The sequence below is a fragment of the Wenxinia saemankumensis genome, assembly GCF_900141735.1.
In the GTDB taxonomy this organism is placed as follows: Bacteria; Pseudomonadota; Alphaproteobacteria; order Rhodobacterales; family Rhodobacteraceae; genus Wenxinia; species Wenxinia saemankumensis.
The window spans coordinates 360,773-384,424 of sequence record NZ_FQYO01000001.1 but is presented as its reverse complement, the minus strand read 5'-3'; the positions used below and the strand labels follow the sequence as shown (position 1 = coordinate 384,424).

At 70.1% G+C, this 23,652-nt stretch carries 20 protein-coding genes; 11 read left to right on the top strand and 9 right to left on the bottom strand.

Annotated features, from left to right (window positions below; translation table 11 throughout):
* Nucleotides 1-150 precede the first annotated feature (150 nt).
* The gene (locus tag BUE30_RS01755; RefSeq protein WP_073326049.1) at nt 151-1,374 is read right to left on the bottom strand and encodes a GAF domain-containing sensor histidine kinase; all 1,224 of its coding nucleotides are present in this window, start codon (nt 1,372-1,374) and stop codon (nt 151-153) included.
* 257 nt (nt 1,375-1,631) lie between these two features.
* On the bottom strand, nt 1,632-2,366 hold the full coding sequence (locus BUE30_RS01750; RefSeq protein WP_073326047.1) for a response regulator transcription factor: 735 nt from the start codon (nt 2,364-2,366) through the stop codon (nt 1,632-1,634).
* 170 nt (nt 2,367-2,536) lie between these two features.
* On the opposite strand from BUE30_RS01750, the gene BUE30_RS01745 reads away from it, so the two are divergent.
* Nucleotides 2,537-4,825, top strand: coding sequence for a PAS domain S-box protein (locus BUE30_RS01745; RefSeq protein ID WP_073326045.1), 2,289 nt, complete (start codon nt 2,537-2,539; stop codon nt 4,823-4,825).
* A 122-nt stretch (nt 4,826-4,947) separates the two neighbouring features.
* On the opposite strand, the gene BUE30_RS01740 is transcribed toward BUE30_RS01745, so the two are convergent.
* The gene (locus tag BUE30_RS01740; RefSeq protein WP_073326043.1) at nt 4,948-5,760 is read right to left on the bottom strand and encodes a GH25 family lysozyme; all 813 of its coding nucleotides are present in this window, start codon (nt 5,758-5,760) and stop codon (nt 4,948-4,950) included.
* 486 nt (nt 5,761-6,246) lie between these two features.
* The gene (locus BUE30_RS01735; protein WP_073326041.1) at nt 6,247-6,747 is read right to left on the bottom strand and encodes a YciE/YciF ferroxidase family protein; all 501 of its coding nucleotides are present in this window, start codon (nt 6,745-6,747) and stop codon (nt 6,247-6,249) included.
* 403 nt (nt 6,748-7,150) lie between these two features.
* Here BUE30_RS01735 and BUE30_RS01730 point away from each other — a divergent pair, with 403 nt between their 5' ends.
* On the top strand, nt 7,151-7,687 hold the full coding sequence (locus BUE30_RS01730) for a sigma-70 family RNA polymerase sigma factor (protein ID WP_073326039.1): 537 nt from the start codon (nt 7,151-7,153) through the stop codon (nt 7,685-7,687).
* A 90-nt stretch (nt 7,688-7,777) separates the two neighbouring features.
* Here the strand turns inward: BUE30_RS01730 and BUE30_RS01725 are convergent, their stop codons facing one another.
* Both BUE30_RS01725 and BUE30_RS01720 read right to left on the bottom strand, forming a co-directional pair.
* Entirely contained in the window at nt 7,778-8,386 is a 609-nt protein-coding gene (locus BUE30_RS01725; protein WP_073326037.1) for a hypothetical protein, read from the bottom strand.
* Between the two features lie 264 nt (nt 8,387-8,650).
* Complete coding sequence (locus tag BUE30_RS01720; RefSeq protein ID WP_073326035.1) at nt 8,651-10,621, bottom strand: PAS domain-containing sensor histidine kinase; 1,971 nt, start codon at nt 10,619-10,621, stop codon at nt 8,651-8,653.
* A 637-nt stretch (nt 10,622-11,258) separates the two neighbouring features.
* Between BUE30_RS01720 and BUE30_RS01715 the strand changes: the two genes are divergently transcribed.
* Nucleotides 11,259-12,152, top strand: a complete 894-nt coding sequence (locus BUE30_RS01715; RefSeq protein WP_073326032.1) for an SDR family oxidoreductase — start codon at nt 11,259-11,261, stop codon at nt 12,150-12,152.
* 201 nt (nt 12,153-12,353) lie between these two features.
* Here BUE30_RS01715 and BUE30_RS01710 read toward each other — a convergent pair whose 3' ends face one another.
* Complete coding sequence (locus tag BUE30_RS01710) at nt 12,354-13,394, bottom strand: sodium:calcium antiporter (protein WP_073326029.1); 1,041 nt, start codon at nt 13,392-13,394, stop codon at nt 12,354-12,356.
* 1,305 nt (nt 13,395-14,699) lie between these two features.
* Between BUE30_RS01710 and BUE30_RS01700 the strand changes: the two genes are divergently transcribed.
* From BUE30_RS01700 to BUE30_RS01690, 3 genes are all read left to right on the top strand, one after another.
* Entirely contained in the window at nt 14,700-15,599 is a 900-nt protein-coding gene (locus BUE30_RS01700) for a response regulator (RefSeq protein WP_073326025.1), read from the top strand.
* Nucleotides 15,600-15,664: 65 nt separating this feature from the next.
* Nucleotides 15,665-16,051 (top strand): response regulator, encoded by a 387-nt coding sequence (locus BUE30_RS01695; protein ID WP_073326023.1) that lies wholly within the window; start codon nt 15,665-15,667, stop codon nt 16,049-16,051.
* 84 nt (nt 16,052-16,135) lie between these two features.
* A complete protein-coding gene (locus BUE30_RS01690; RefSeq protein ID WP_073326021.1) occupies nt 16,136-16,507 on the top strand; it encodes an Hpt domain-containing protein in 372 nt (123 codons plus the stop codon).
* Nucleotides 16,508-16,655: 148 nt separating this feature from the next.
* Here BUE30_RS01690 and BUE30_RS01685 read toward each other — a convergent pair whose 3' ends face one another.
* Complete coding sequence (locus BUE30_RS01685) at nt 16,656-16,856, bottom strand: hypothetical protein (protein WP_073326020.1); 201 nt, start codon at nt 16,854-16,856, stop codon at nt 16,656-16,658.
* A 342-nt stretch (nt 16,857-17,198) separates the two neighbouring features.
* On the opposite strand from BUE30_RS01685, the gene BUE30_RS01680 reads away from it, so the two are divergent.
* The 4 genes from BUE30_RS01680 to BUE30_RS01665 all read left to right on the top strand — a co-directional run bounded on the left by BUE30_RS01680 (nt 17,199) and on the right by BUE30_RS01665 (nt 20,997).
* Complete coding sequence (locus tag BUE30_RS01680; RefSeq protein WP_244526246.1) at nt 17,199-17,909, top strand: class I SAM-dependent methyltransferase; 711 nt, start codon at nt 17,199-17,201, stop codon at nt 17,907-17,909.
* Between the two features lie 25 nt (nt 17,910-17,934).
* Nucleotides 17,935-18,627, top strand: coding sequence for an N-acyl amino acid synthase FeeM domain-containing protein (locus tag BUE30_RS01675; RefSeq protein ID WP_073326016.1), 693 nt, complete (start codon nt 17,935-17,937; stop codon nt 18,625-18,627).
* Nucleotides 18,628-18,809: 182 nt separating this feature from the next.
* The gene (locus tag BUE30_RS01670; protein WP_073326015.1) at nt 18,810-20,255 is read left to right on the top strand and encodes a sensor histidine kinase; all 1,446 of its coding nucleotides are present in this window, start codon (nt 18,810-18,812) and stop codon (nt 20,253-20,255) included.
* A gap of 121 nt (nt 20,256-20,376) precedes the next feature.
* On the top strand, nt 20,377-20,997 hold the full coding sequence (locus BUE30_RS01665; RefSeq protein WP_073326014.1) for an autoinducer binding domain-containing protein: 621 nt from the start codon (nt 20,377-20,379) through the stop codon (nt 20,995-20,997).
* Nucleotides 20,998-21,135: 138 nt separating this feature from the next.
* On the opposite strand, the gene BUE30_RS01660 is transcribed toward BUE30_RS01665, so the two are convergent.
* Entirely contained in the window at nt 21,136-21,945 is an 810-nt protein-coding gene (locus BUE30_RS01660; protein ID WP_073326012.1) for a helix-turn-helix domain-containing protein, read from the bottom strand.
* Nucleotides 21,946-22,091: 146 nt separating this feature from the next.
* Here BUE30_RS01660 and BUE30_RS01655 point away from each other — a divergent pair, with 146 nt between their 5' ends.
* Nucleotides 22,092-23,642: an ABC transporter substrate-binding protein gene (locus tag BUE30_RS01655; protein ID WP_139300443.1), complete on the top strand. Its 1,551-nt coding sequence runs from the start codon at nt 22,092-22,094 to the stop codon at nt 23,640-23,642.
* Nucleotides 23,643-23,652 lie beyond the last annotated feature (10 nt).

Here is a 23,652-nt window from a genome sequence, read left to right as displayed (position 1 = left end):
GGGGCCGGCTTGCGGCAGCCGGACCCGGGCAGGGGCCTACGCTCCGGGCGCCATTGCTCCCCGGAAGCGGTGAGATGCCGAAGGGGCCGCGACGGATGGCGGGCAGCCGGGCAGTGGCGAGGGGGGGACGGGCGCCCCCCCCGGGGGCCGTCAGCCGCCCCGCCAGGCCGGCAGGGTCAGCGCGACATAGGCGCGCCCCTCCTCGAAGCCGGAGGACAATTCCCCGCCGTGATTCTCCATCAACTTCCTGGCCAGCGGCAATCCCAGACCGAGGCCGCCCCGCATCCTGGTATTGAGCCTCTCGCCGACGACGAAGGGTCGGTCGGCGCCGTCGAGCACTCCCCGCGGCAATCCGGGTCCGTCGTCGAGGATCGTCACCCGGAGCCCGCGATCCGTCGAGCGGTCGATCCTCACGTCGACATCGCCCGCTCCATGCACAGCGGCGTTGGAGATGATCGACGAGACAGCGAGGCCGTACTGGTCCCGATCGACGAGGACGCTCGCCTCCCCCGAAGCGCCGGAGACCGTCAGCCTTCTGCGGGTGTCGCCCAGGATCGCTGCCGCCGGCGCGGCCGCCGAACCGATCAGCTCCGCCACCGGATGGCGATCCTCGACGAGAAGCGGTCGCTCGCTCCCGAGGCCGCTGAAATAGATGACCCGCTCGATCATCTCGTGCAGGTGTCGACCGGATGCCGCGATGGCGTCGATCATCCGCCTTTCCTGTTCTCCCGCCAGCCTGCGGCGCAGGAGCAGGGCGTTCCCCTGCATCACCGTCAGGGGCGTGCGCAGCTCGTGGCCGACGAGGGCGAGGAACTCGTTTCGCGGATCGTCGGCCATCGGGCCGGGCGCATCCGGGGATGCCGACATCCGCTCGTGCCGGGCGTCCAGATGTCGCGCGATCTCGGCGGCAAGTCCGACGAGTTCGGCGACCGCCTCGGGCGAGGGGGCCTCGCGCGGGCGCATGTCGATCCCGCACAGGCTTCCCACCGCGGATCCCGATCTCAGGATGATCGGGGCGCCGGCATAGAACCTGACATGGGGATCGTCGGTGACTGCCGGGTGCGTCGAGAAATCCTCGTGCGATAGCGTGTCGGTCAGGATCAGGGGGCGATCCGACAGGATCGTGCGCGAGCAGAGGGAATGGGACCGGGGCGTCGAGCCGACATTTATGCCGGTGCTCGCGAGGAACCACTGGTGATCGATCTCGACGACCGAGGCGAGCGCGGCCGGGCTGCCCAGCAGATCCCGCGTGCGTTCGACGATCCCGGCTATGACGGGGTCATGGAAGGGCTTCGGCCCGAGGACCGGCCGGATCGCCTGCAGGCGCGCGACCTCGTCGGGGGGAAAGGGAAATCGGATGACGGCCTGATTCAATGCTTCCTCCGCATCTGGACAGGTGGATCGTCGAGTGGATTGCCCGGCCGTGCGCTCGACCGGGGGCGGGCTCGGATGACGCGGCCCGAAGGTCCGGGCCACATGCCGGTCTGACGCCCCGGCCCTCCGAATTTGTGGCAGGACCTTACGGATCGTGTACGGGGGGTGGCGGATCGCCCGGCCGCTCCGCGGTGTGGGCCGGCGCCGCAGGGGCCGGAGTGCCGGGGCGATCCTGCCGGAGGCGCCCGGGACGCGTCCTACCCGCGATCGTTCCCGGCGACCCGATCGGGGGCAGCCGAGGCGTAGACGTAGCCGACCTTCTTGATCGTCCGGATCGCGCGTCCCGCCTCGCCGAGCTTCCGGCGGAGGCGCGAGATGACGCCGTCCATGAAACGGTCGTTCGCCGACCATTCCGTGCCCTTCAGGAGTTCGATCAGCCTGTCCCGCGAGAGCGGAATGCCGGCATGGGTCCGCAGGATCCGCAGGACGTCGTATTCGGTGGGGGTGAGGCCCGCATCGGCGCCGTCCCTGTCCAGGACCCGTCGGAGCGCCGGGTCCATCGTCCAGCCGCCCGGCAGGGGAACGCCTCGATTGTCGTCCGAGCCGGCGAGGTCCGGCGACGGGCCGAGCCGCCGCAGCAGGCTGCGCACCCGCGCCAGCAGTTCGCGGCCCCGGAAAGGCTTGGGAACGTAATCGTCGGCCCCGAGTTCGAGGCCGAGGACGGTATCGACCTCGGCGGCCTTCCCCGAAAGCATGATGATCCCGGCACGGGGATCCGACCTGCGCACGTCCCGGGCGACATCGAACCCGCTTCCATCGGGGAGGAGGATGTCGAGGATGTAGAGGTCGAACATCCGATCCTCGACGCAGGACTGGAAATCGGCGCAGTTGCCGGCGACCATAACGGTCAGGCCGTCGGCCTCGAGCGTCTCGGTGACGAGATCGGCCACGCCTTCTTCGTCTTCGAGGAGAAGTATGTCGGCGTCCGGCATCGGGGGCGTTCCAGGGCGGCGTCGGGATCGGCGAGACGGTCATCCCCGGGGGGCGCGCTCCGCGCCGGCTCCATCGCCGAGGGCGCTGGATGCCGCAAGAACCGAACCGCGCCCGCCCGGGAACATTGACGCGAGGTCGCCGTTCGGTGGGATCGGTATCCGGAGATGGAATGGTACGGCAGCACGCAAGGACCCCGTCGGGATCCGGTCCGGAGTCCGACGGGACGGGCGAGGTTCTGATCGTCCTTCATCTGGAGCGGACGTCCGGCGCGGTCGGCTGGACCTTTTGCCTGCCGGGACCGTGGCCTCTCTCCGGCAGGCCGCAGACCCTGGCAGGACTGCTGCGCCTGGTTCATCCCGCGGACCGCGGCACCGCCCTCGTAGCCGCGGGCGAGGCTGCGAACGGGCGGGCCGTCGAGTTCTCGGTGCGGGCCCGGACGGCGACCGCCACGGGTGCGGGCGATTTCGCGGACGTTGCCGTCACGGGCGGCCCCCATCCCGAGGACCCGGACCGGACCTATCGGCTGGTCGGACGCATCGCGTCGCCCGCCGGCGCGCCGGTCGGCGGCCTTGCGGAGATGGCGGTCGAGTCGCTGGACGAGATGGTCCTCGTGACGGAAGCGTCCTCCCTGGACGGGCCGGACGGGCCGCGGATCGTCTTCGTCAATCCCGCGTTCGAGCGGGCCACGGGATACGGCCTGGCGGAGGTGCTGGGCTGCACGCCGCGGATCCTGCAGGGGCCCCTGACACGGCGTGAGTCGCTGGAGCGCATAAGGGGGGCCCTCGAGAGGGGAGAGCAGGTCACCGAGGAGCTCCTGAACTACCGCAAGGACGGCAGCACCTTCTACAACGAGGTCACCATATCGCCAGCCGGGCCCCGCGGCGGCGGTCCCGCCTGTTTCGTGGCGGTCCAGCGCGACGTGACCGAACGCCGGGCATGGCAGCGGCAGCTCGAGAACCTGGAGGAGCGCTACCGCCTCGTCGTCCACGGAACCCGCGACATCATCTGGGACTGGCACGTCGGGACCGAGACGTTGTGGTGGAGCGAGAACGCGAACGATGTCGTCGGAACCCGTCCCGGCACCATCGGGGACTGGCTGTCGCTCGTCCATCCCGGGGATCGGGACCGTGTCGGCGCAGGCGTCGAGGAGCTGCGGTCGGGCGGCGCCGAGATCGTCAGCGACGATTACCGCCTGCGTCGCGCCGACGGCGTCTATATCGACGTCGAGGACCGCGCCGTGGCGATCCGCGACCGGACCGGTGCCGTGGTCCGTCTGGTCGGCACTATGAAGGACGTGACCGAGATCCGCCGCCTCGACCGGCAGCTGCGGCGCAAGCAGAGACTCGAGGCGATCGGCGAGCTGACCGGGGGCGTCGCGCATGACTTCAACAACCTGCTGACGATCGTCCTCGGCAATGCCGATGCCCTCGAGCTTCAGCTCGGCGCGGCGCCGGGAGGCGATCGCGCCCGGACGATCATCGCCGCCGCCGAGCGCGGAGCCGAGCTCACCAGCCGGATGCTCGCCTTCGCGCGGGCCGAGGAATTGCGCCCCGTTCCCACCGATGTCGCCGCGCTCATCGACGAGTTCCGGCCGATCCTCGAAGGCGGGCTGGGTCAGCGGATCTCGCTGGTCGTCGAGTCGCTCCCGAGCCTGCGCCCCGCTCTGGTCGACCCCGGCAAGCTCGAGATCGCGCTCCTCAACATCGTCATCAATTCCCGGGATGCCATGCCGGAGGGCGGTCAGGTGACGATCCGGCTGGGCGACGACGGGAAGGCCCTCGCCCGGCAGCTCGACGACGAACGATCCGAACTGCGGGATTTCATCGCCATCCGGATCGCCGACGACGGGGCCGGGATGTCGCGAGAAGTGGCGGAGCGCGCCTTCGATCCCTTCTTCTCGACCAAGGGGGGCAGGGGCACCGGCCTGGGACTGTCGATGGTCTATGGCTTCGCCAAGCAATCGGGAGGTCATGTCCAGATCGAGAGCGAGCCCGGAGCCGGCACGATCGTCCACCTGTTCCTGCCCGCCTCCTCGGGCGCGGCGCCGCGTCGTGGCCCTGTCGATGGCGCCCGGTTCGAGGGACGGGATCGCCACGTCCTGCTGGTCGAGGACGATCCGGACGTCCGGGCCAATGCCGAGGAGCTCCTGCTGTCCTTCGGACTCGGCGTCACCTCCGCCGGTTCGGGGGCGGAAGCCTTGACCGCCTCGCGCGATGCCGGTCACATCGATCTGCTCTTCACCGACATCGTCCTGCCGGACATCGACGGCAGGGCGCTGGCCGAACGGCTGGTCGCGGAACGCCCGGGCCTGAAGGTCCTGTTCGCGACGGGCTATGCGGCGGAGGAGGGCGCCGCGCCGCAGCCACAGCGCCCCGAGCAGCGGATCCTGCGCAAACCCTACCGGCGGAGCGATCTGGCCCGGCAGCTGCTCGACCTCCTCGACGGCGACGGGAAATGACCGTCCTGCCTGCGACGGAGGGGCATCGCCCCCAGCGATGACGGGGAACTGGTCGTCCGAGTGCCGTCTCGCGCGCGCGGGAGGGCCGCTGCCGGACGGCCTCGGCCCTGGGCCGTCCCGTCTCAGCCGTGGCGGCGGGCCGCCAGCCAGCGGCGCCAGAGCGTCTCGCCGCCGCCATAGACGTTGAGGTCGCAATCGCCCTCGATCCCCGGCACGATCCCCGTTGCCGAGTATTGCCAGAACGTCCAGGAGCCGTCGGGGAACGCCTCGTCGGGGTGTCTTGCGACGCTGCGCAGCCAGTAATCGGCCGGCAATCGGCTCACGTCGCGGTCGCGCCAGAACTCGATCGGCACGTAGACGATGGGGCGCTGCTGGTAATGCTGCGTGACGATGGAGAGCCACGTCTCCACGACGCGCCGCACCTCTGCCTGGGGCGGGCGCGTCACGCAGGTCGGCGAGAAGGGGTTCCACTCCAGATCGAGGACGGGGGGCAGGGCGCCGGGGGTGCGGGGCACGTTCCGGATGAACCAGCGCGCCTGATCCTCGGGGCTGCGGCAGAAATAGTAGAAGTGATATCCCCCCACCGGCACCCCCGCCGCCGCGGCGCCCGCGAAATTTTCGGCGAAGCGCTCGTCTAGGCGGTCGCCGCCCTCGGTCGCCTTGAGGAAGGCGAAGTTGACCCCCGCCGCTGCCGCGCTCCGCCAGTCGATGGCGCCCTGGAATCTCGAGGCATCGATGCCGTGCACGGCGTAGGTCGAGGGGGCGGGCCCGCCGCTCCAGTTCGTGACCGGGTCGCGGTCGCCGAAACGGGGCGGGCGCACGGCCGTCGGAAGGGGCACGCGGCCGGGCAGGCCGGCCGGGACGGCGCCCCCGCGCGGGCCGCAGGCGGCAAGCGACGCCAGGCCCAGGCAGGCGGCGCGGCGGGTCAGTCTCATCGAAACCTCGCAGGACGGGAGTCGGGGGCGGCCCCCGGAGCGGGGGCGGCCGGCGTCCCGCGATCATGGGGGCAGCCGCCTGTCGTGGGCAAGCGCCATGTCCATCCCCTCCGCGAGGGCAACCTGCGGCGCGGCCGCATCGCCCGGGACCGTCACGACGGGGAGGCCGGCCCCGGATCCGTCACCGGTCCCGGAGGCCGGGATCCAAGCGTCCCTTTCCCGGGTTTCGACGGTTTTCCCGGGTATTTCCGGCCTCCGGCCCCACGCCCGAACGGTCGGGGCCGGGCCGGAGGCCTGGGCCTGGGAAGGTCGGCAGGTATCCCGCCACGTTCCCCGCACCGGGGCCGGGACAGGCCGTCCCCGGTGCGCCAGGGGCGCGGCGGCTTTCGGCATCGGCCGCCGCGCATGGCTTCGGCGCCGCAGGCGGAGGGGCGACCGGCCGCGCAGGGGGGCGGGAACGGCCGGCGGGCCTTCGCCCGGCATCGATCACCGGGCGTGGTTCAAGCGGCTCTCCGCCAGTTCGGTCAGCTTGGCGTCGGTCGCCTTTTCCTCGGCGAGGGTCTGTCCGAGCAGGTCCGCGATGTCGGGATGACCCAGTTCCCTGGCCCAGGCGATCAGGGATCCGTAGCGGCTGATCTCGTAATGCTCGACGGCCTGTGCCGCCGCCGCCAGCGCCGCGTCGAGGACCGAGGCGTCCGCGACATCTCCGGCGATCTCGTTCGCCTCCTTCACGATGCCGTCGATGGCCGGGCAGGTCACGCCCTTGGGGCTGTGGCCGAGACGGCCGAAGACCTCCTCCAGCCGCCCGACATGTCCGCTCGTCTCTTCGAGATGGGTCCGGAAGCCGTCGCGAAGGGCGCCCTCGCTCGCCTTCTCGATCATGTCGGGGAGCGATTGCTCGATCTTCTGCTCGGCGTAGTACACGTCCTGAAGCGTGTGGAGAAAGAGATCGTCCATGGTTTCGATGTCTTTCGAGAACAGTGCCATGTGCTGCGTCTCCGTTTCGATGGGACCTGGCGAACAAATGCCCGGGGGCAATGTTCCAGCGCAGCGCCGCGACTGCCGGGGCGCGCGGAGGACCCTCCGCGATGTCTGCCGGATCCGTGCCCGCCCGGCGATCCGCGGATTCCCGCACCGGTGGATCGGGGACCGGGGGATGGACACGGGGGGCCGGTCCGTCTTGCGCGTCGCCCGATCCGACCCGCCACCGGCGATCGCGGGCCGGGCGCCCCCGGGGATCGCCTGGTTTCCGGGCGCCCGCTCCGGCTTGCCGTAACGGCATCGCCCCTTTTTGAGATTAGCCGCCGATGGGCCCGTCCGAACACAACCCGGGGCGGAACCGTGCCAAGCCGGCCCGTGTTGATCCCGAACACCCCAAAGGAGTGATCGCATGACGGGACGGAACAGCCGTCAGGCCCCCAGCGACGATGTCACCGACTGGATCCCGGCCCTGCGTGCCTTTGCCTGGACATTGTGCCGGAACGACCAGGAGGTCGACGACCTCGTGCAGGAGACGCTGATGAAGGCGATCGCCGCCTTCGACCGCTACCAGAAGGGGACCAACCTCAAGTCGTGGCTGTTCACCATCATGCGCAACAGCTTCTACAACAACGCCAGGAAGAGTGCGCGCGAGCGGCCCGCCGCCGCGGACTGCGCGTCGATCGGCGTTTCGGTGCCCGCGACGCAGGACTGGTCGATGACCGGGGTCGAGGTCTGGGCGGCGATCGGACGCCTGCCGCCGCATTACCGCGAGGTGCTGATCCTCATCGGCATGGTCGGGGAATCCTACGACAACGTCGCCCGGATCTGCGATATCCCGATGGGCACGGTGAAAAGCCGGCTCAACCGGGCGCGCACGATGCTGGCCGCCGAACTCGGCCAGGCGCCGGAGAGCTATCCCGGCGAAACGCTGGCCCTGGCGGGGTGAGCGCGATCCGCCCCGGGGGCCGGCGGGCGGGATCCGCGGCCTGTCCCGGTCCGGAGCGATCCCCCCGCGCGGCGATGCCGCCGGCCGATCTCATTCGGTCAGCACCTTGCGAAGCCGCCTCCGGCGCCGCCCCGAGCGGATCTGCCGGGTCAGCAGGTCGGGCGAGCTGAAGATCGCCTGTCCGTCCTCCCAGGCGATGCCGAACCGCTTGAAGCCGCCCTGCAGGCTGCTGCTCGCCTCGCGTGTCGCGACCACGGCGGTCAGCGTCATCGCCTCGCAGCCGTCGAACGGCAGGTCATGGCCGAGCCGGATCGCCGCCCGGTCGACAAGATCGCGGAAGCTGCCGATGTCGCGGGCCTCGCCGGGGCCGAGCGTTCCCTGCGTGGTGCGCTGGCGCGGATCGGCCAGATCCTGGTCCTGCAGCTCCAGCCGATCGGTGAGGAGGACCGGCTGGATCGTGCCTGCGCAGTCCATGTCGGCCGCGACGCCGAGCAGGTAGACCGGCGCCGACCCGACATTGGCGATGACGCAGCGCGCATCGGCCCGGGCGCCCGTCACCATCCCGATATGGATCGCGGTGCGGTTCGAGCGCAGGTAGCTGATCACGAAGACATGCAGGTAGGTCAGCCAGATCAGCACCATCGCGACATCGGCGATGGCCGATATCTGGGCGGCGTAAGAGGAGAGCCAGGTCCACATCGCCCGCTGCCACCGGCGGAAGCCGGCAATGCTCCCGGGATCGCTTCGGCCCGGCGGGTCGCGGGCGCTCCACGGCGCCGGCCGCCGTCGAGTGCCGTCGACGCCCGAGGCTGAGCGGGGGGGGCCTGCCGGCCGGATGATCCGGGTCGGCCGGGCCGGCATCGGGGCCGGGCATTGGGGACGGGCATCGGGGCCGGGCATCGGGGCCGGCATCGGACCGGGATGACGTGCGGCGGCAGGCAGGGCGCGCCCGCACCGGGCGATCTAGGCCGGCAGCTGCCCGTCGATCCTGAACCGGAGGCCGTCGCTCTCGAGCGCGATGCCCGAGCGTCCCCCGAAATAGCTGCCCGCGACCCGCTCGAGGAGATTGGAGCCGAAGCCCTGCCTGTCGGCCTCGGCGACGGGCGGGCCGCCCCTCTCCTTCCACTCGAGCTCGAACCGACCGGAGGGGTCGCGGGACCAGGCGATCCGGATCCGGCCCGTCGCCCGCGTCAGCGCGCCGTGCTTGGCCGCGTTTGTCGCAAGCTCGTGGAGCGACAGGGTCAGTCCCGTGACCTGCTGCGCATCCAGCATCACGGGGGGTCCCGATAGCTCGAACGGGTCGCTGGCAGCGTCGTGGGAGGCGCGGTGCGGCGCGAGCGTGGCTTCGAGCACCGCCCTTATGTCGAGCGGACCCTGATGCGCGGCGGTCAGCGCATCCTGGGCGGCGGCGAGGGCATGCAGGCGGCCCGAGATGGCGCGCTGCCGGTCCTCGATGCCCGGAACGCCGCGAAGGCTCTGCGTCACGACGACCTGGGCCAGCGTCAGGACGTTCTTCATGCGGTGGGCGAGTTCGCCGGCGAGGACGTCCCGCTCCCGTTCCGAGCGCACCTGTTCGATCGCGGCATCCGCCCGGTCGAGCATCGAGCGCAGGAACGCGACCTCGCCGTCGGTCCAGCCCCGGGGCCGGTCGTCGGCCACGAAGAGGAGGGCCGCGACGCGGCCCCGCTTCAGCATCGGCACCCCCAGGCTGGCGCGGATCCCGAGGGCATCGAGCCGCGCCCGGTCCTGCGCCCGGCGGTCCTGCCGCGTATCCGAGATCGCCACGTGACGGTTCCCGAGCAGGATCTCTCCGAAGGAATCGAAGTCGCTCGCATCGCGGGGTCCCGCGATGCTCCGGCCACCGGGCGGAATCCACTCGGCGCGGATGTCGATCATGTTCTGGCCGGGTCCCACGTCACCCAGGCCGGCGCGAGAGGCGTAGAGGGTCTCGGCGACGGTGCGGACGACGAGGCGCGCGATCCCGTCGATGTCGTCGAGGTCGCGCACCGCCTCGCCGAACCGCAGCCGCGCCTCCTGCATCCGCGCCTGCTCCTCGCGCTCGGTCACGTCGACGACCAGTCCGGACAGGCGGGCGGGCCGGCCGTCCCCGTCGCGGTGCACCGCGCCCTGCGAATGGATCCATCGCGGCGGCCCGCCATCGGATCTGATCCGGTAGACCACGTCGAGGTCGCGCCCCTCGCGCAGCGCCGCATCGGTGGCGGACCGGACCGCCGCCTCGTCCTCGGGATCGATGCGGGCATAGAACGGATCGGGCGGCGCGCCCTTGGCGGCCCGATCCGCCGGGACGCCGTGCAGCCGGGCGGCGACGCCGTCCGCAATGAGCCTGTTCTCCAGCATGTCGAAGTCGAAGGCGCCGACGGTTCCGGTCCGGCGAGGCTCCGACCAGGACCGCCCGAAGGCAGCGCGCCCGTCATCCGGCCCCTCCCGGACCATGGTCCGGTCGCGGAACACCTTCACGAAGCCGCCGACGCCGCCATCGGCCTGCACGGCGTCGCCGGCCGAATCCGTCCCGGCGAGCAGCGGCATCATCAGCCCCGATCCCCAGAACCGGCTGCCGTCCTTGCGCCTGTGCCAGCGCTCGTCCTCCGCCCGGCCCTCCTCGACCGCCTGTCGCATCTCGACCTCGGGCCGGCCGCGCTGCGCGTCCTCGGGGGTGAAGAAGAAGTCGGCGTGACGGCCGACCGCCTCCTCGGAGGTCCAGCCCATCATGTCCTCGGCGCCCCTGTTCCAGCTGGTCACGACGCCGTCCGCATCCAGCGTGACGATGGCGTGATCGACGATGGACCTCAGGATGAGCTTGTTGAGGGCCGCGGACCGGTCGGTGCCCCGTGCCGCACCGGCTTCCTGATCGGCCCTGGCCTGGAGGCCGTCGTCGTCGGCCGAACCGGGCCGGGTCGGATTGGTCTTGCTCATCGGTCGCTCCGCCGTCGGACCGCGCGACGATCCTCCGCCACCGCGCAGGAGCCGCTCGCCCGCGGTCCGTCATGTCGCATCGTGGCAGGGCGGGTTCCCCTGCCGCAGGACGCATCGCAATACTGCGTTCGTTTCCGAAGCCGCACAACAGGATCCGGACCTGCGGACCCCGAGGGCAGCCGAGCGCGCGCGCTCGCCTCTCATCGGGCGCGAAGCCGGGCGATCCCCGGCCGCGTCGTCCAGTCGGCACGGGGCAGGGGAGCCGCAGGCGGCGGGACGCGCCCCGAACTTCATGCGCGGCGTGCCCGTTCCTCCGGACCGGGCAGCGGGTCGATACCGGATGAAACGGTCGTCGCGGAACGACGGACCCGGCATGTGCGATACCGCGGGGGCGTCGTGGCGCCGGCCCCGACGTTGCGGGAGGCGGGCGCTGGGATCGGTCCACGGGGTCCGGAACCCGTCAGGTACCCGTCCGGCACCGCTCCCCGCCGGACGGGCGCGACCGCCGCGCCGGTGCCTCGCCCGCGATCTCGGGACGCCACTGTCGCGGGGCCGCCGAAAGACGATCCCGCGCGCGAACAAAAGCGGGGTCCGGGGTGTTGGTCGTGGCACGTTCCACACCGCTCAGGAGGTCAGGATGACCGATCGCCACAGGATGCAGGACCCGAGGAACCAGTACCCTGCGCCCCCTTTCCCGCGCCAGCCGCAACCCGCGCCGGGCCTGGCGAAGCGCCTCGACCCGCCGGCGGATCATGGCGAGACGAGCTATGCGGGGTCCGGCCGACTGGAAGGGCGCCGCGCGCTGGTCACCGGCGGGGATTCGGGGATCGGGCGCGCCGTCGCCATCGCCTTTGCGCGCGAGGGGGCCGACGTGGCGATCAACTACCTGCCGGACGAGCAGCCGGATGCGGACGAGGTCGGCGCCCTCATCCGCGAGGCGGGGCGCGAGGCCGTCCTCCTGCCGGGGGACGTGAAGGACGAGGATTTCGCGCGCGGCCTGCCGCACGAGGCGGCCAGGGCGCTGGGCGGCCTCGACATCCTCGTGGTCAACGCCGCGCACCAGAAGTCCTTTCCGTCCTTCGACGACCTGACGAGCGACGATTTCGACGCCACGATGCGGACCAATCTCCACGCCCTCTTCTGGACGACACAGGAGGCGGCCCGGATCCTGCCGCCGGGCGCCAGCATCATCGCGACGGGATCGGTCCAGGCCTACGACCCCTCGGCCGCCATCCTGCAATACGCGACGACCAAGGCCGGAATCACCGCCTTCGCCAAGGCCCTCTCCTCGGAGCTGATCTCGCGCGGCATCCGGGTGAACGTGGTCGCACCGGGCCCGATCTGGACGCCGCTCAATCCCAGCGGCGGCGCCCCGCAGGAAAAAGTGGAATCCTTCGGCGGAGGCAGCACCTTCGGTCGGCCCGGCCAGCCGGTCGAGCTGTCCCCGGTCTACGTCCTGCTGGCCTCGCAGGAGGCCAGCTACATCACGGGCGAGGTCTACGGTGTGACCGGAGGGGCCGGGATCGCCTGAGGCCGGTCCGGCCGGTCCGGCCGGACGCCGATTGCCCGGAACCCCCCGCCGGGCCGCCGCGCGGCCGATCCGGCGCCCGCCCGGCTTCCGCGACTTGATCGGCGCCCGGCCCGCTCGAACGCCGCGCGCAGGGACGGCCCGGCAGCCGGTGTCGGGGGCCCTCACCCGGGGCCGGCCCCGGACCCGCCGGGCGCGCCGGGGTCACGGCCCCCCCATGAACTGCACGGCGACGGCCGCGGCGTAGATTCCCAGCAGCAGCAGGCTCTCCGCGCCGATCCGGCCCGGGCCCTGCCGCTGCCGCAGGATCAGGCCGCCGATCAGCACGCCCGTCATGACGAGCGCGGTCGCGATCCAGTAGAAATCCGCCGCGCCGACGGCATGGTAGAGCGACCCGTCCCGGTAGGACATGTCCGAGGCCATGAGGAACAGCGTGTCGAAGGTGTTGCCGCCGATGATGCCGCCCACGGCGAGCTGCAGGGCGCCCCGTCGCACCGCCGCGACCGTGGTGACGAGTTCGGGCATCGAGGTCACCAGGGCGGTCGCGAGCGCCCCGACGAGGGAGTCCGACAGGCCCGTCCGGTCCGCGAGCTGCGAGGCGGTCTTCGCGATCACGTAGCCCGCCACGCCCATCAGCAGCATCAATCCGCCGAAGGTCACGAACATCCGGCCGGTGCTCTGCGCGCGCCCCCCCTCGTCCTCCTCCTCGGGCTCGTCCTCCTTGGTGTCCCGGGTCGCGACCGGCTCCCACATCGGGTGATCCCGCACCGTCTTCTGCGCGACCAGCCCGCCGGCATAGACGAGCGGGATCACGAACGAGATCGGATGCACCGCCCAGATGGTGAATTCGGGCGAGGACATCGCCAGGAACGGCAGCGTCAGCAGCACCATCAGGACGATGCCCTGGAAGACGTTGCCGAGATCGGCCGCGGCATGTTCGAGATTGATCCTGCGGTAGAACATGTCCGCGACGGCGAGGAACAGGGTCTGCGCCGCGATCCCGCCCACGCTGTTCGAGAAGGCGAGCGAGGGGTGGCCGTCCAGCGCCGCGGTGACCGAGACGATGATGCCGCCCAGCGACGTCGCCGCCCCCAGCAGGACGCCCCCGATCAGCGCCTCGCCGAGGCCGGTCCGATCCGCCAGGCGGTCGGCGAGCCCCGTCATGTTCAACCCCGAGACGAAGATGACGGCGCTCGCGACGACGAACGCCCCGACCAGGATCAGCGTCGGAAGGTCGGCCCACATGTCTCGCTCCGTCGGTCGGTCGGGACGAGCGTCGTCATCCGGCCCGGTCGCGTCCCGAGCCGCCCTGACGCTCCACGATGCCGGGCGAACGCGGGGCAGGCGCAGCGGGTTCAGCATTTTCCGCGATCCGGCCGCGGCTTCGCGCCGTGCCACTGCCCGACGAGACGGGGGGCGGGACGTCCGGATCGTCCTTCCGGGCGGGTCGCCGCCGGCGCCGACCGGCCGCTGCCGGTCCGTCGCCTCCCTCTTGATCCGGCCCCCGGTCGGCGCGCGGCCGGGGCAGGTCGCGCGTTGACCGGGGACGGATCCCGTTCCGTCGGGTCCGGCCCGGCCGGCCGCTGCTCCATCACCCCGCGATGCTGCCTGCGGGCGATCAAGGGCCATCCCGGAACGGTCGCGCCGGGCGCCGGACTGTTCGCGCCGGACCGCACCTTCACCGACCTGACAGCCGTGCCCGGCCGCGACGGCGGCACCGACGACGCGACCCGGCTGCCCGCGTCCTGCGGGGGCGAGGAGCTTCTGCAACTCGACCGTCCGGAGGGGCCCGTGGGGCTGACGAACGAGGCGAGGGGCTACCGGGTGACGATCGCCTGGGACCGGACCCGACTGCCGAGCGTGGTGCTGTGGTATTCCAACCGGGGCCGGACCCACGCGCCCTGGAACGCGCGGAACCTGGTTCTCGGGATCGAGCCCGCCTGCACGGCCTTCGGTCTGTCGCCGGAGACCTCCCGCGTTCCCGCGCCGAGAATCGGGTCGACCGCGACGGAACGCCGACGGCGCTGGAGCTGCACCCGGGCGACTCGACGACGATCCGCTACCGCATCGCGGTGGCCGGGCTCGACGATCGAGCCTGATCGGCAGGGGGGGCGAGGGCGGTGGCGGCGCCGCCGACCTGCGGGACCGGGGATCGGCCGGTCCCGACCTGCGTCCAAGTGACACGCCCACGTCGATCCGGCCTTGCGGGGCGGGGTGCGGGCCCGCCCGGCGCGCGCGACGGCTCTGGGCAAGGCGGCATTTCTGGCGTAGTCGCGCCCGCTCACCCGCCCGGGGGAGCGGGACGAAGGGCAGATCCGCGGGAAAGCCGCGCTCCCGCGGGCCCCCGACCGCCATGACGGCAACGCCCCCGCCGGCGGCGTTTCCACCCAGCGAACGCTTTTGGAACATACATTCGACCATTTCGGGAAACAGGTTAATAGCATGTTCGGAGCTCGCAGGCCCGTCATCTGCCGAATCCTCTCACGAGGACCTGTTTGCTCCGCCCGGTGAATGGTTCAGGTTGTCACCCGATGAAACGAGAAGGCTGAAATGAAAATTCTCCTCGTCGACGACGATCCCATCTTCATCTCGCTGCTCACGGTGTCGCTGAGCGAGCTCGGCTACGACGACGTCTGCGTCTCGACCTCCGCCGCCGAGGCGCTCGAGCGGCTGAAGGAGCCCGACCAGTTCGACGTCTTCCTGCTCGACGTCGACATGGACGGGATGAACGGCATCGAGCTCGGCCAGAACATCCGTGCCCTGCGCCGCTACCGCGACGCCGTCATCATCATGGTCACCGCCCGGCGGGACCAGCCGACGATCCATTCGGCCTTCCGCATCGGGGCCAGCGGCTACCTGTCCAAGCCGGTCAACCTCGACGCGCTCGGCTCGTGCCTCGTCGATGCCGCGATGATCCGCAACCGGAACATCATCCTGTCGGAAGCCCGCAAGGAGGCCGACGCGCCGGTCGGCCACCGGGGGCTGCTGACGGCCGAGTTCCGCACGATCCAGAACGTCATCACCCTTCCCGCGATGATGAACTATCTCAGCAGCATCTCGCAGCGGATGATCCTCGACAGCATGTCGCTGCGGTTCCAGATCCCCGAGTTCCGGCAGCTGAAGGCGGCGATGAAGGCCGAGGAATACCATCCGATCCTCGCCGACGCCGCCGAAGCCATCTCGCTGGCGCTGCGCGCGGTGGATCCGATGATCACCTATACCGGCGGGGGGCAGTTCATCGCGGTGATGGCGCGCAACGGCGCGCGCAACGTGCTCGAGAAGGCCCGGCTCGCCAACGAGATCCTGCAGAAGATGCAGTCCGATGTCGGGGTGGAGCCGTCGAAGCGCGCCTCCCTCGTCTATGCCGAGCCTTTCGTCCCGCGCAGCCGCTCGATCGACGAACGCAATTGCCTGCTGTCCGGCGCCTCCGCGCAGGATATCATCGGCTGAGGAGCGGGGCGTGCGCGGACGCCAGGCGGTGGTCCCGCGCAGTCCGTCCGGGGAGGGGCGACACGATGTCTGAGCTGAGACGCGTTCTCCATGTCGACGACGACGAGGACATAAGGGTCATCGCGGGGATGGCCCTCGAGACGATCGGCGAGCTCGAGGTGTGCTATTGCGACAGCGGCCCCGACGCCCTCGACAAGGCCGTCGGTTTCGCGCCCGATCTGTTCCTGCTCGACTACATGATGCCGGGCATGGACGGAGAGGAGACGGCCCGCCGTCTCCACGAGCTCCCGGGTCTCGAGACCGTCCCCGTCATCTACATGACCGCGCGGGTGCAGGGCGACGTGACGCGTGCCCTTCTCGAAAACGGCGCGATCGGCGTCATCTCCAAGCCCTTCGATCCGATCACCCTGTCCGAGCAGCTGATCCGGATCTGGGAGGATCATCGCGGCTGATCCCGCGGGCGCCTTCGCGCGGGGCGGCCCGACGGCGCGCCCGCTCGGCCCGTTCCCTGGTTCCCGGTAGATGGTGAGACATCCATGACGTTTCCTGCGACACCCGCACGCGCGAGCTTCTCGGACCGGCTCGAGCCGATCCGCCAGCGCTTCCTCGACGACCTTCCCCAGCGGCGGGACGGCCTCCTGGCCGCGATTGCGGGGCAGGGCGGGGAAGCCGCCGACCTCCGATCGGCCGAGCGGATCGCGCACCGGATCTCCGGCGTGGCGGGCTCGCTGGGCCTCGCGGAACTCGGGCGGCTGGCCTCGGACGTGGAGGTCGAGATCGCGGCCGCGATCGCCCGGCCGGAAGATTCCGCCGCGACCGACGCCGCCGGAACCGTGATCGGCCGCCTGGCCGAAGCGATCGGTCAGGTGATCGACACGCGGCAGGACTGGGCGCCGGACAGGCGCTGACGCATCCCGCTATCCGGACCTGCGGGGTTCCGCCACCTCCGAGCCGTCAGATGCGAACGCACCGCTACCGAACGGAGCGTCAGACCGAATCGGTCAGGGCCGGCGAGGCCGGCCCGGCTGCGATTCCCTCGGAACGAGGGGGCGAGGTTCAGCGCGCCCGGTTCGACCGCGTCGTGTCGTCCGCGACACGATATGCCCGTTCGCGCAGCAGCGTCACCCGGGCGCTTCCCGCGCGCAGCGACACGGTGCCCGTCGGCGGCCCGTCGATGTTGTCGTGCGTCGCGATCCCCAGGAAATGGGGCAGGATGTCCAGGAAGACGGGATCGTTCAGGATTTCGACGCGCTTCATGACTGTTTCCAAAGGTCGGCCCCCACCAGACCTCGCCCTTGTCACGCCCAATTGCGGCGAACTTTGGTCGAGAATGTGGAGCCTATCATCCAACTTCGACGCTGGCTTCCTGACCTTTCGGGGTAATCGGGCGACAAACTCTCGTAATGGTTGTAAAAATCGCTTGACGCGATGTTGCCACATTCTCGATAATTTGAAGCAGAAGGCACCACGGCCTCGGCCCCGCAGCTGCGGGGGGGACCTCGCGTCGTGGCCATAACCCGGTCCAGGCGGAGACGCGACGCGCCCATGAACTCGAATACCCAGGCACAACCTTCCCCCGCGTCACTTAACAACGGTCCGATGTCCGGTCAATCCGCCCGGACCGATTGGACGGCCTACGCCACCTCCTACGACCTCCTCTCCGACCACAATCCGGCCTATCGCGCGCTGATGGAGGATTTCGAGAGGTTCGTCGGCTCCATCGAGCGGCCGGAGGTCGTCTACGATATCGGCGGGGGGACCGGGAACTACACCCGCATCGCCGCCCGCGCCTTTCCGGACAGCCGGGTCCGGCTCGTCGAGCCCGACAGCGGCATGATCGCCCGGGCGAAGGAGAAGATGTCGGACCTTCCCAATGTCGGCTACGACCAGCGCCCCCTGGAACAGGTCGCCGCGACGGAGGAGGCCGACCTCGTCGTCTGCGTCCACGCGCTCTACACGATGCCCGACCAGGAGGAACGTCTGCGCGATCTCGCCCGGCTGCTCCGGGCGGGCGGAATCCTCTACCTCGTCGACATCGGCCGTTACCTCGATCTCAAGGACTGGCGCGGCTACCTCTTCCGCCAGGTCGCCGCGAAGGAGGGCCTCCTCGGGGCGCTGCGCATCTTCTGGCGCGGCCGCGAGATCACGCGGGCGAATACCGAGATCGGGCGCTCGCAGCAGGCCGGCACCTACTGGACCTACGAGGCCGGCGCGCTTGCCCGCAAGGCGCGGGAAGCGGGGCTGGAAGTGCTTCGGCAGGACATCGTCTATCGTGGCTACAGCGACCTCGTCGTCTGCCGGAAATCGTAGTGAGTGCAATGAACTGGGGGCATCAGTGAACGAACAGGTCCTGGCAGCGCTGAAACGCGCCAGATATCGCGTCGTGACCGGCGGAACGGAACTGGAGGAGATCCATCGCCTCCGCTACAAGTGCTATCTCGCCGAGCGCTCGATCTCGGCGAACGAGCACGGGCTCATGGCGGACGCGTTCGACGAGCTCGAGAACTGCGTCAACGTCGCCATCGACGTCGACGGCAAGCTGCTCGCCGCGGTGCGACTGCATCTGGTCACGAAGAGGGCGCCCGTCTCGCCGACGCTCCGCGTCTTTCCCGAGGTCGCGGAGGGACTGGACCGGGGTCTCACGATCCTCGATCCGACCCGGTTCGTCGTCGATCCGTCGGCGCGCCAGCAGAAGCTGCCGCTCCACTTCCTGGGGGTGCGCGTGCCACTGCTCGGCACGATGTTCTACGACACGGATCTCTGCCTGATCCCCGTCCGCCCGGAGCATGCCCCGTTCTACCGCCGGTATCTGAACTCCGAGCTGGCGATCGGCCCGCGCGACTACCTGGGGTTGAAGAAGAAGCTGCAGCTGATGGTGACCGACGTCCGGGTCGAACGCGACGCGATCCTGCAGCGGGCGCCCGTCTTCGGGCCCATCCCCGGACTGCCGGAGGCGGACGTGCCGTTCCCGAGCCTGTCCCGGCTGCGGGTCGTCGCCGCCCGGCCGAACGAGTCGGACGCGGCCTGAATGCCGGCCGCCCCGTCCGACCCCGGGCCCGAAGGGGCGCCGGGGTCGGACGGGGCGGCCGGTATCCTCCGATTCTGGCATCGGTCGCCGAACCTCGCCTGATCCGGGGCAGGTTTTCACCATATTGGGGGGCTAGGTTCCGAAGGAACGGGCCCGGCAGGCCCAATGACCGAGGTGTGGAAATGTCGCTGACGACTTGGCTCAGGGCAGGATGGCAGGGCTGGTTCGACCCGGTCGGCCGCGAGCAGGAGATCCGCGAATACTCGGTCCTGCTGACGGACCTGACCTGGAAACGGCTGGCGACGTTCGTGTCCAGTTTCCTGCTGTCGGCGATCTATTTCGATCCCTTCATCGCCTTCGTCTTCATCGTTCCCGTCCTGGTTTCCGAGTTCTTCGACCAGAGGCTGGGCGTGCAGGCCCGGAAGTGGGATGGCGGGGACGTGGCGTTCGGGCGCAGGATCCTCAGGCGCATCACGCTGAACACGATCCTCAGCGCGACCTCGATCAGCTGTTTCCTGATCAGCATCGCCGTCCAGCAGCATACGGGCGGTCACTTCACGCCGTTGTTCTTCCTGTTCTCCGGGGCGATCTTCGCCGCGATGTATACCAGCCAGCTCCTCGGTATCCTGATCCTGCGCCTGTCGATCTACGCCGTGGCGTTCATCGTCATCGCCTCTCTCGACGTGATTCGGTACTACCCGCCCCTGAGTTCGCCGGTCTGGCTGGAGTTCTTCACCATCGTGCTGGTGATGTACTTCGTCGCCGACATCTCGTGGCAGTTCTACCAGAGCTACCGCCGGGGGCTGGAACAGATGAAGATGATCGAGAAGGAGGCCGAGGCCGCGAAGGCCGCGCTCGTCGTGAAGTCGCAATTCGTCTCGATCGTCAGCCATGAGCTGCGGACTCCGCTCACCTCGATCAAGGGCTCGATCGACCTGATCAATTCGGGCCGCACGGGCGAGCTGTCGCCCAAGACGCGCTCGCTCCTCGACATCGCGGGGCGCAACAGCCAGCGGCTCGCCCTGCTGATCGACGACCTTCTCGACCTGCAGAAGATGGAGAGCGGCGAGATGTCCTTCCGGCTCGAGCCGCTCGACCTGCACGAGACGGTGCGCGATGCCATCGAATCGACCACCGGCTTCGCCTCGAAGTTCGGCATCCATGTCGAGACCCGGCTCGAGGCGCCGGGCTGCCGGATCATGGGCGACCACGACCGGCTGGTGCAGGCGCTGCAGAACCTGCTCTCCAACGCGATGAAGTTCTCGCGCGAGGGGGGGACCGTCACCGTGACGGCCCGGACCGACGGATCGCGGGCCCGGGTCTCGGTCCGCGATACCGGCGTCGGCATTCCGGACGGGGCCGAGGACCGCGTCTTCGGCAAGTTCACGCAGGTGGATTCCTCCGAGAAGCGCAAGGTCGGGGGCACCGGGCTCGGCCTCAACATCACCAAGCAGATCGCCGAGCGGCACAACGCCACGATCCGCTACGAGAGCAAGCTCGGCGTCGGGACCGTCTTCTTCCTGGAATTCGAGAGCATCGCCGACTCGCGGCCGGTCGATGACGGGGCGGCCCCGTCCCGCCCCGTGAACGCGCAGTCTGGCGTCGACGGTGTGCTTGCCCCACAATGATCGCGCAATATCTTCGCCCCTCCACCCGGTCCCGCATCCGTGAAGGTCGCGGGGCCGTCCCGACTCCCCCCGTTTCGCCAGCATCCCTTCCCAGACGAATGGCCGCGCAGGACCCCTGACCGTGAGCAATGGACTCGACAATCGACGTCTGCAGGCCGAACTCGCCCGGCTGGATCCGTTCGCGGAGGCCGGCTACTTCCTCGCGCTGCATTTCCGGTTCACATCGCCGCTGATGCTGTTCCAGACCTTCGACGAGGCCTGGATCGAGCATTACGCCGAGCAGGGCTACGTTCTGCGCGACCCGATGATCGCATGGTCCTACGCCCAGTCCGGGGCCACCCGCTGGAGCGACGGCAAGCTCGTCGATCCCTACGGCATGGTCGAGGAGGCGCGGGGCTTCGGCCTGCGCTACGGGGTCACGATCTCGGTCGGGCCGGTCAAGTCCCGCACCGTCTGTTCGGTCGCCCATTCGAGCCGGGACTTCGAGGATGACGAGATCGAGGCGATCCAGGCGATCGTCACCCGGCTGCACGGCCTGACCGAACCCAAGGGCCAGATGACGAAGGCCCAGGTCGAGGCCCTGTCCCTGATCGCCGAGGGGCATCGCCACGCGGCGGCGGCCCATCTGCTCGGCATCTCGGAATCGGCGCTCAAGCTGCGTCTCGCCTCCGCCCGGGAACGGCTGATGGCGCGCACGACGCCCGAGGCGATCCAGCGGGCGCGCAGCCTCAACCTGCTCTAGATCCCGGCCTGCGGGCGCGATGTCGAGGGTGAACCCGGTTCCGGGCCGGCGACCGGACGGGGGATCGTCGATTGCCGGCACTGGCGTCCTCTCGTCCGGCCTTCCGCGCGGCGGGCCCGTGCGGGCGACGGAATCACGTCAGGGCTCCTCGATGTCCAGCACCCAGTCCCCCGGCGCGATCCGGTTCGTGATCGCCGCCACGATGTCCGCCCGAAGGTCGGGATCGTCCGGGCGGTAGAGGCCGGTCTGCCGCAGGCCCCGCCGGATGTCGATGTCGGGCCCGAGATACTCCAGCGCCACCCGCGACGCGCCGGGCTTGCGCCCGCGCCGGGTCGGTCCCCCGGTCTGGATCCCGACGAGGTAGTCGATCCGCTTGCGGTAATCGGGGTAGAGCGTCATCTGCGTGACCGAGTTCATCGCCGTCGTCTCGTATTCGAAGGCCTGCAGCCGGTCGGCCAGCTGGAACAGCACCCCCTCGTACTTGTTCGTCCGCGTCCACCGCCCCGATACGGGGTCGTGCAGCACCTCGACATTCTTGAAATGCCCGCGCCCGTCCTCGACCACGACGCGCAGGAGAGAGCGGATCACGTAGCCGACATTCCCGAAGGAGAAGAAGTAGCGGAAATACCAGCCCGCGTAGCGGTCGACCGGGTGGCTCACCGCGAGCAGCCTCTCGACATGGCGCATCGGCGCCTCGAGCCGCGCGGGGCCGGCCGGCGCCCGGCGCAGCCCGATCAGCCGGGCGAAGCGCGCCTCGTCCAGCAGCATCTCGGATTCCGTCACCCCGAAGAAGTCGGCGATCCGGCGCATGTTGTGCCGCGAGGGAAAGGTCTGGCCGCTGAGATACTTGTTGAACTGCTGCCGGTTGATCCCGATCCGGCGGCACACGTCCGAGATCGACCGGTGGTAGCTGCAGGCGATGGAGAGATTGTCGCTGAAATCGGACATGGCGCCTATCGCATACTGACGCTGTTTCGCTGTCAAGTGGCGCATATCCGCGAAATTGTGCGCGCAGGCGGCGCAGGTCATCCTGCGACCAACGAACGCGCGGCCCGGCCGACCGGCACGGGGCGCCCCCAGCAGGAGCGACAATCGTGACACGGATCATGACGACCAGGCGGACCTTCCTCGCCACCGGGGCCGCGCTCGGCGCGGCGGGCTTCCTTCCCGGCGGCCCCGGGATGGCGCGCGCGCAGGAGGGCAGGGTGCTCAACCTGCGGCTCGACGGCGACAACTCGATCCTCGATCCCGGTTACATGGTCGGCGGGACCGAGGTCGAGGCGCAGAAGCAGTGCCTGCCCTTCCTCGCCGAATACGTTCGCGACGGCGACACGTTCAGCTGGCAGCCCACGGCCTATGTCACGCGGCTCGAATATGCCGACGACACCCATCTGGAATTCGAGCTGGCCGAGGGCCTCGTCTGGTCCGGCGGGAACGGCACGGTCAGCGCCTCCGACGTGGCATACAGCTATGCCCGGATGAAGGAGAGCGAGTGGTCGGGCTATTTCGACGCGCTCGAGACGGTCGAGGTCACGGGCGAGCGGACCGGCGTGCTGGTCCTCAACAAGCCCTTCGCGCCCTTCATCATGGTCACGCTCTGCCACGGGCCGGGCGCCATCGTCTGCGAGGCCGCGACCGAGGCGGCGGGCGGGCGCTTCACCACCGAGTTCCCTGCGATCTGCGGGCCCTACACCTACAGCCAGACCCCGGGCCAGCGCGCCGTGTTCGAGCGCAACCCCGAATGGACCGGCCCCGCGCCGGGCTTCGACCGGGTCGTCTGCCACGTCATCACCGAGGTGCAGGCCGCCGAGCTGGCCTTCGAGGCGGGCGAGATCGACTGCACCGAGCTCGGCCCCGACAGCCTCGCCCGCTACGCCGAGGCGATGCCCGAGGGCACCGTCCTGACCACGGCGGGCGAGCTGCAGTACATGTGGATGGGGATGAACACCCAGCACGAGAAGCTGTCGGACATCCGTGTGCGCCAGGCGATCCAGCACGCGGTCGACGTCGATTCGATCCTCGCCGGCGCCTATTCCGGCACCTCGACGAAATCCCACGGCATCGTCTGCCCCGGCCTGCTCGGCCAGCGGATGGAGACGTCCTACAGCTACGATCCGGCCCGCGCGCGCGAACTGCTGGACGAGGCCGGCGTCTCGGGGCTGGAGCTGACGCTGCGCACCCTGAACTGGCAGGAGCGGCTGCTGACCGCGCAGATCATCCAGGCCAATCTCGCCGCCGTCGGCATCACCCTCAACATCCTGCCGATGGAGAGCGGCCCGTTCTGGGAGATGGGCATGGAGGAGGCCGGCGAGACCTGGCAGGAGCTGGAACTCTGGCTGATGCGCTTCGCCACCGTGCCCGATCCCTACGAGGCGACCCAGTGGTTCGTCTCGGAACAGGTCGGCATCTGGAACTGGGAGCGCTGGACCGATCCGGAATTCGACCGCCTCTACGAGGAGGGCCTGTCCGAGGGCGACGAGGCGCGCCGCGCCGAGATCTACCTGCGGATGCAGCAGATCATGGAGGATACGGGCGCCTATGTCTGGATCAACCACGAGCCCGAGGTCTACGCCCACCGCGCCGACATCGATGTCGTGGCCGCGCCCTCGGGCGAGCTGAACTACCACCGCTTCCAGCCGCTCTGACACGCCGCCC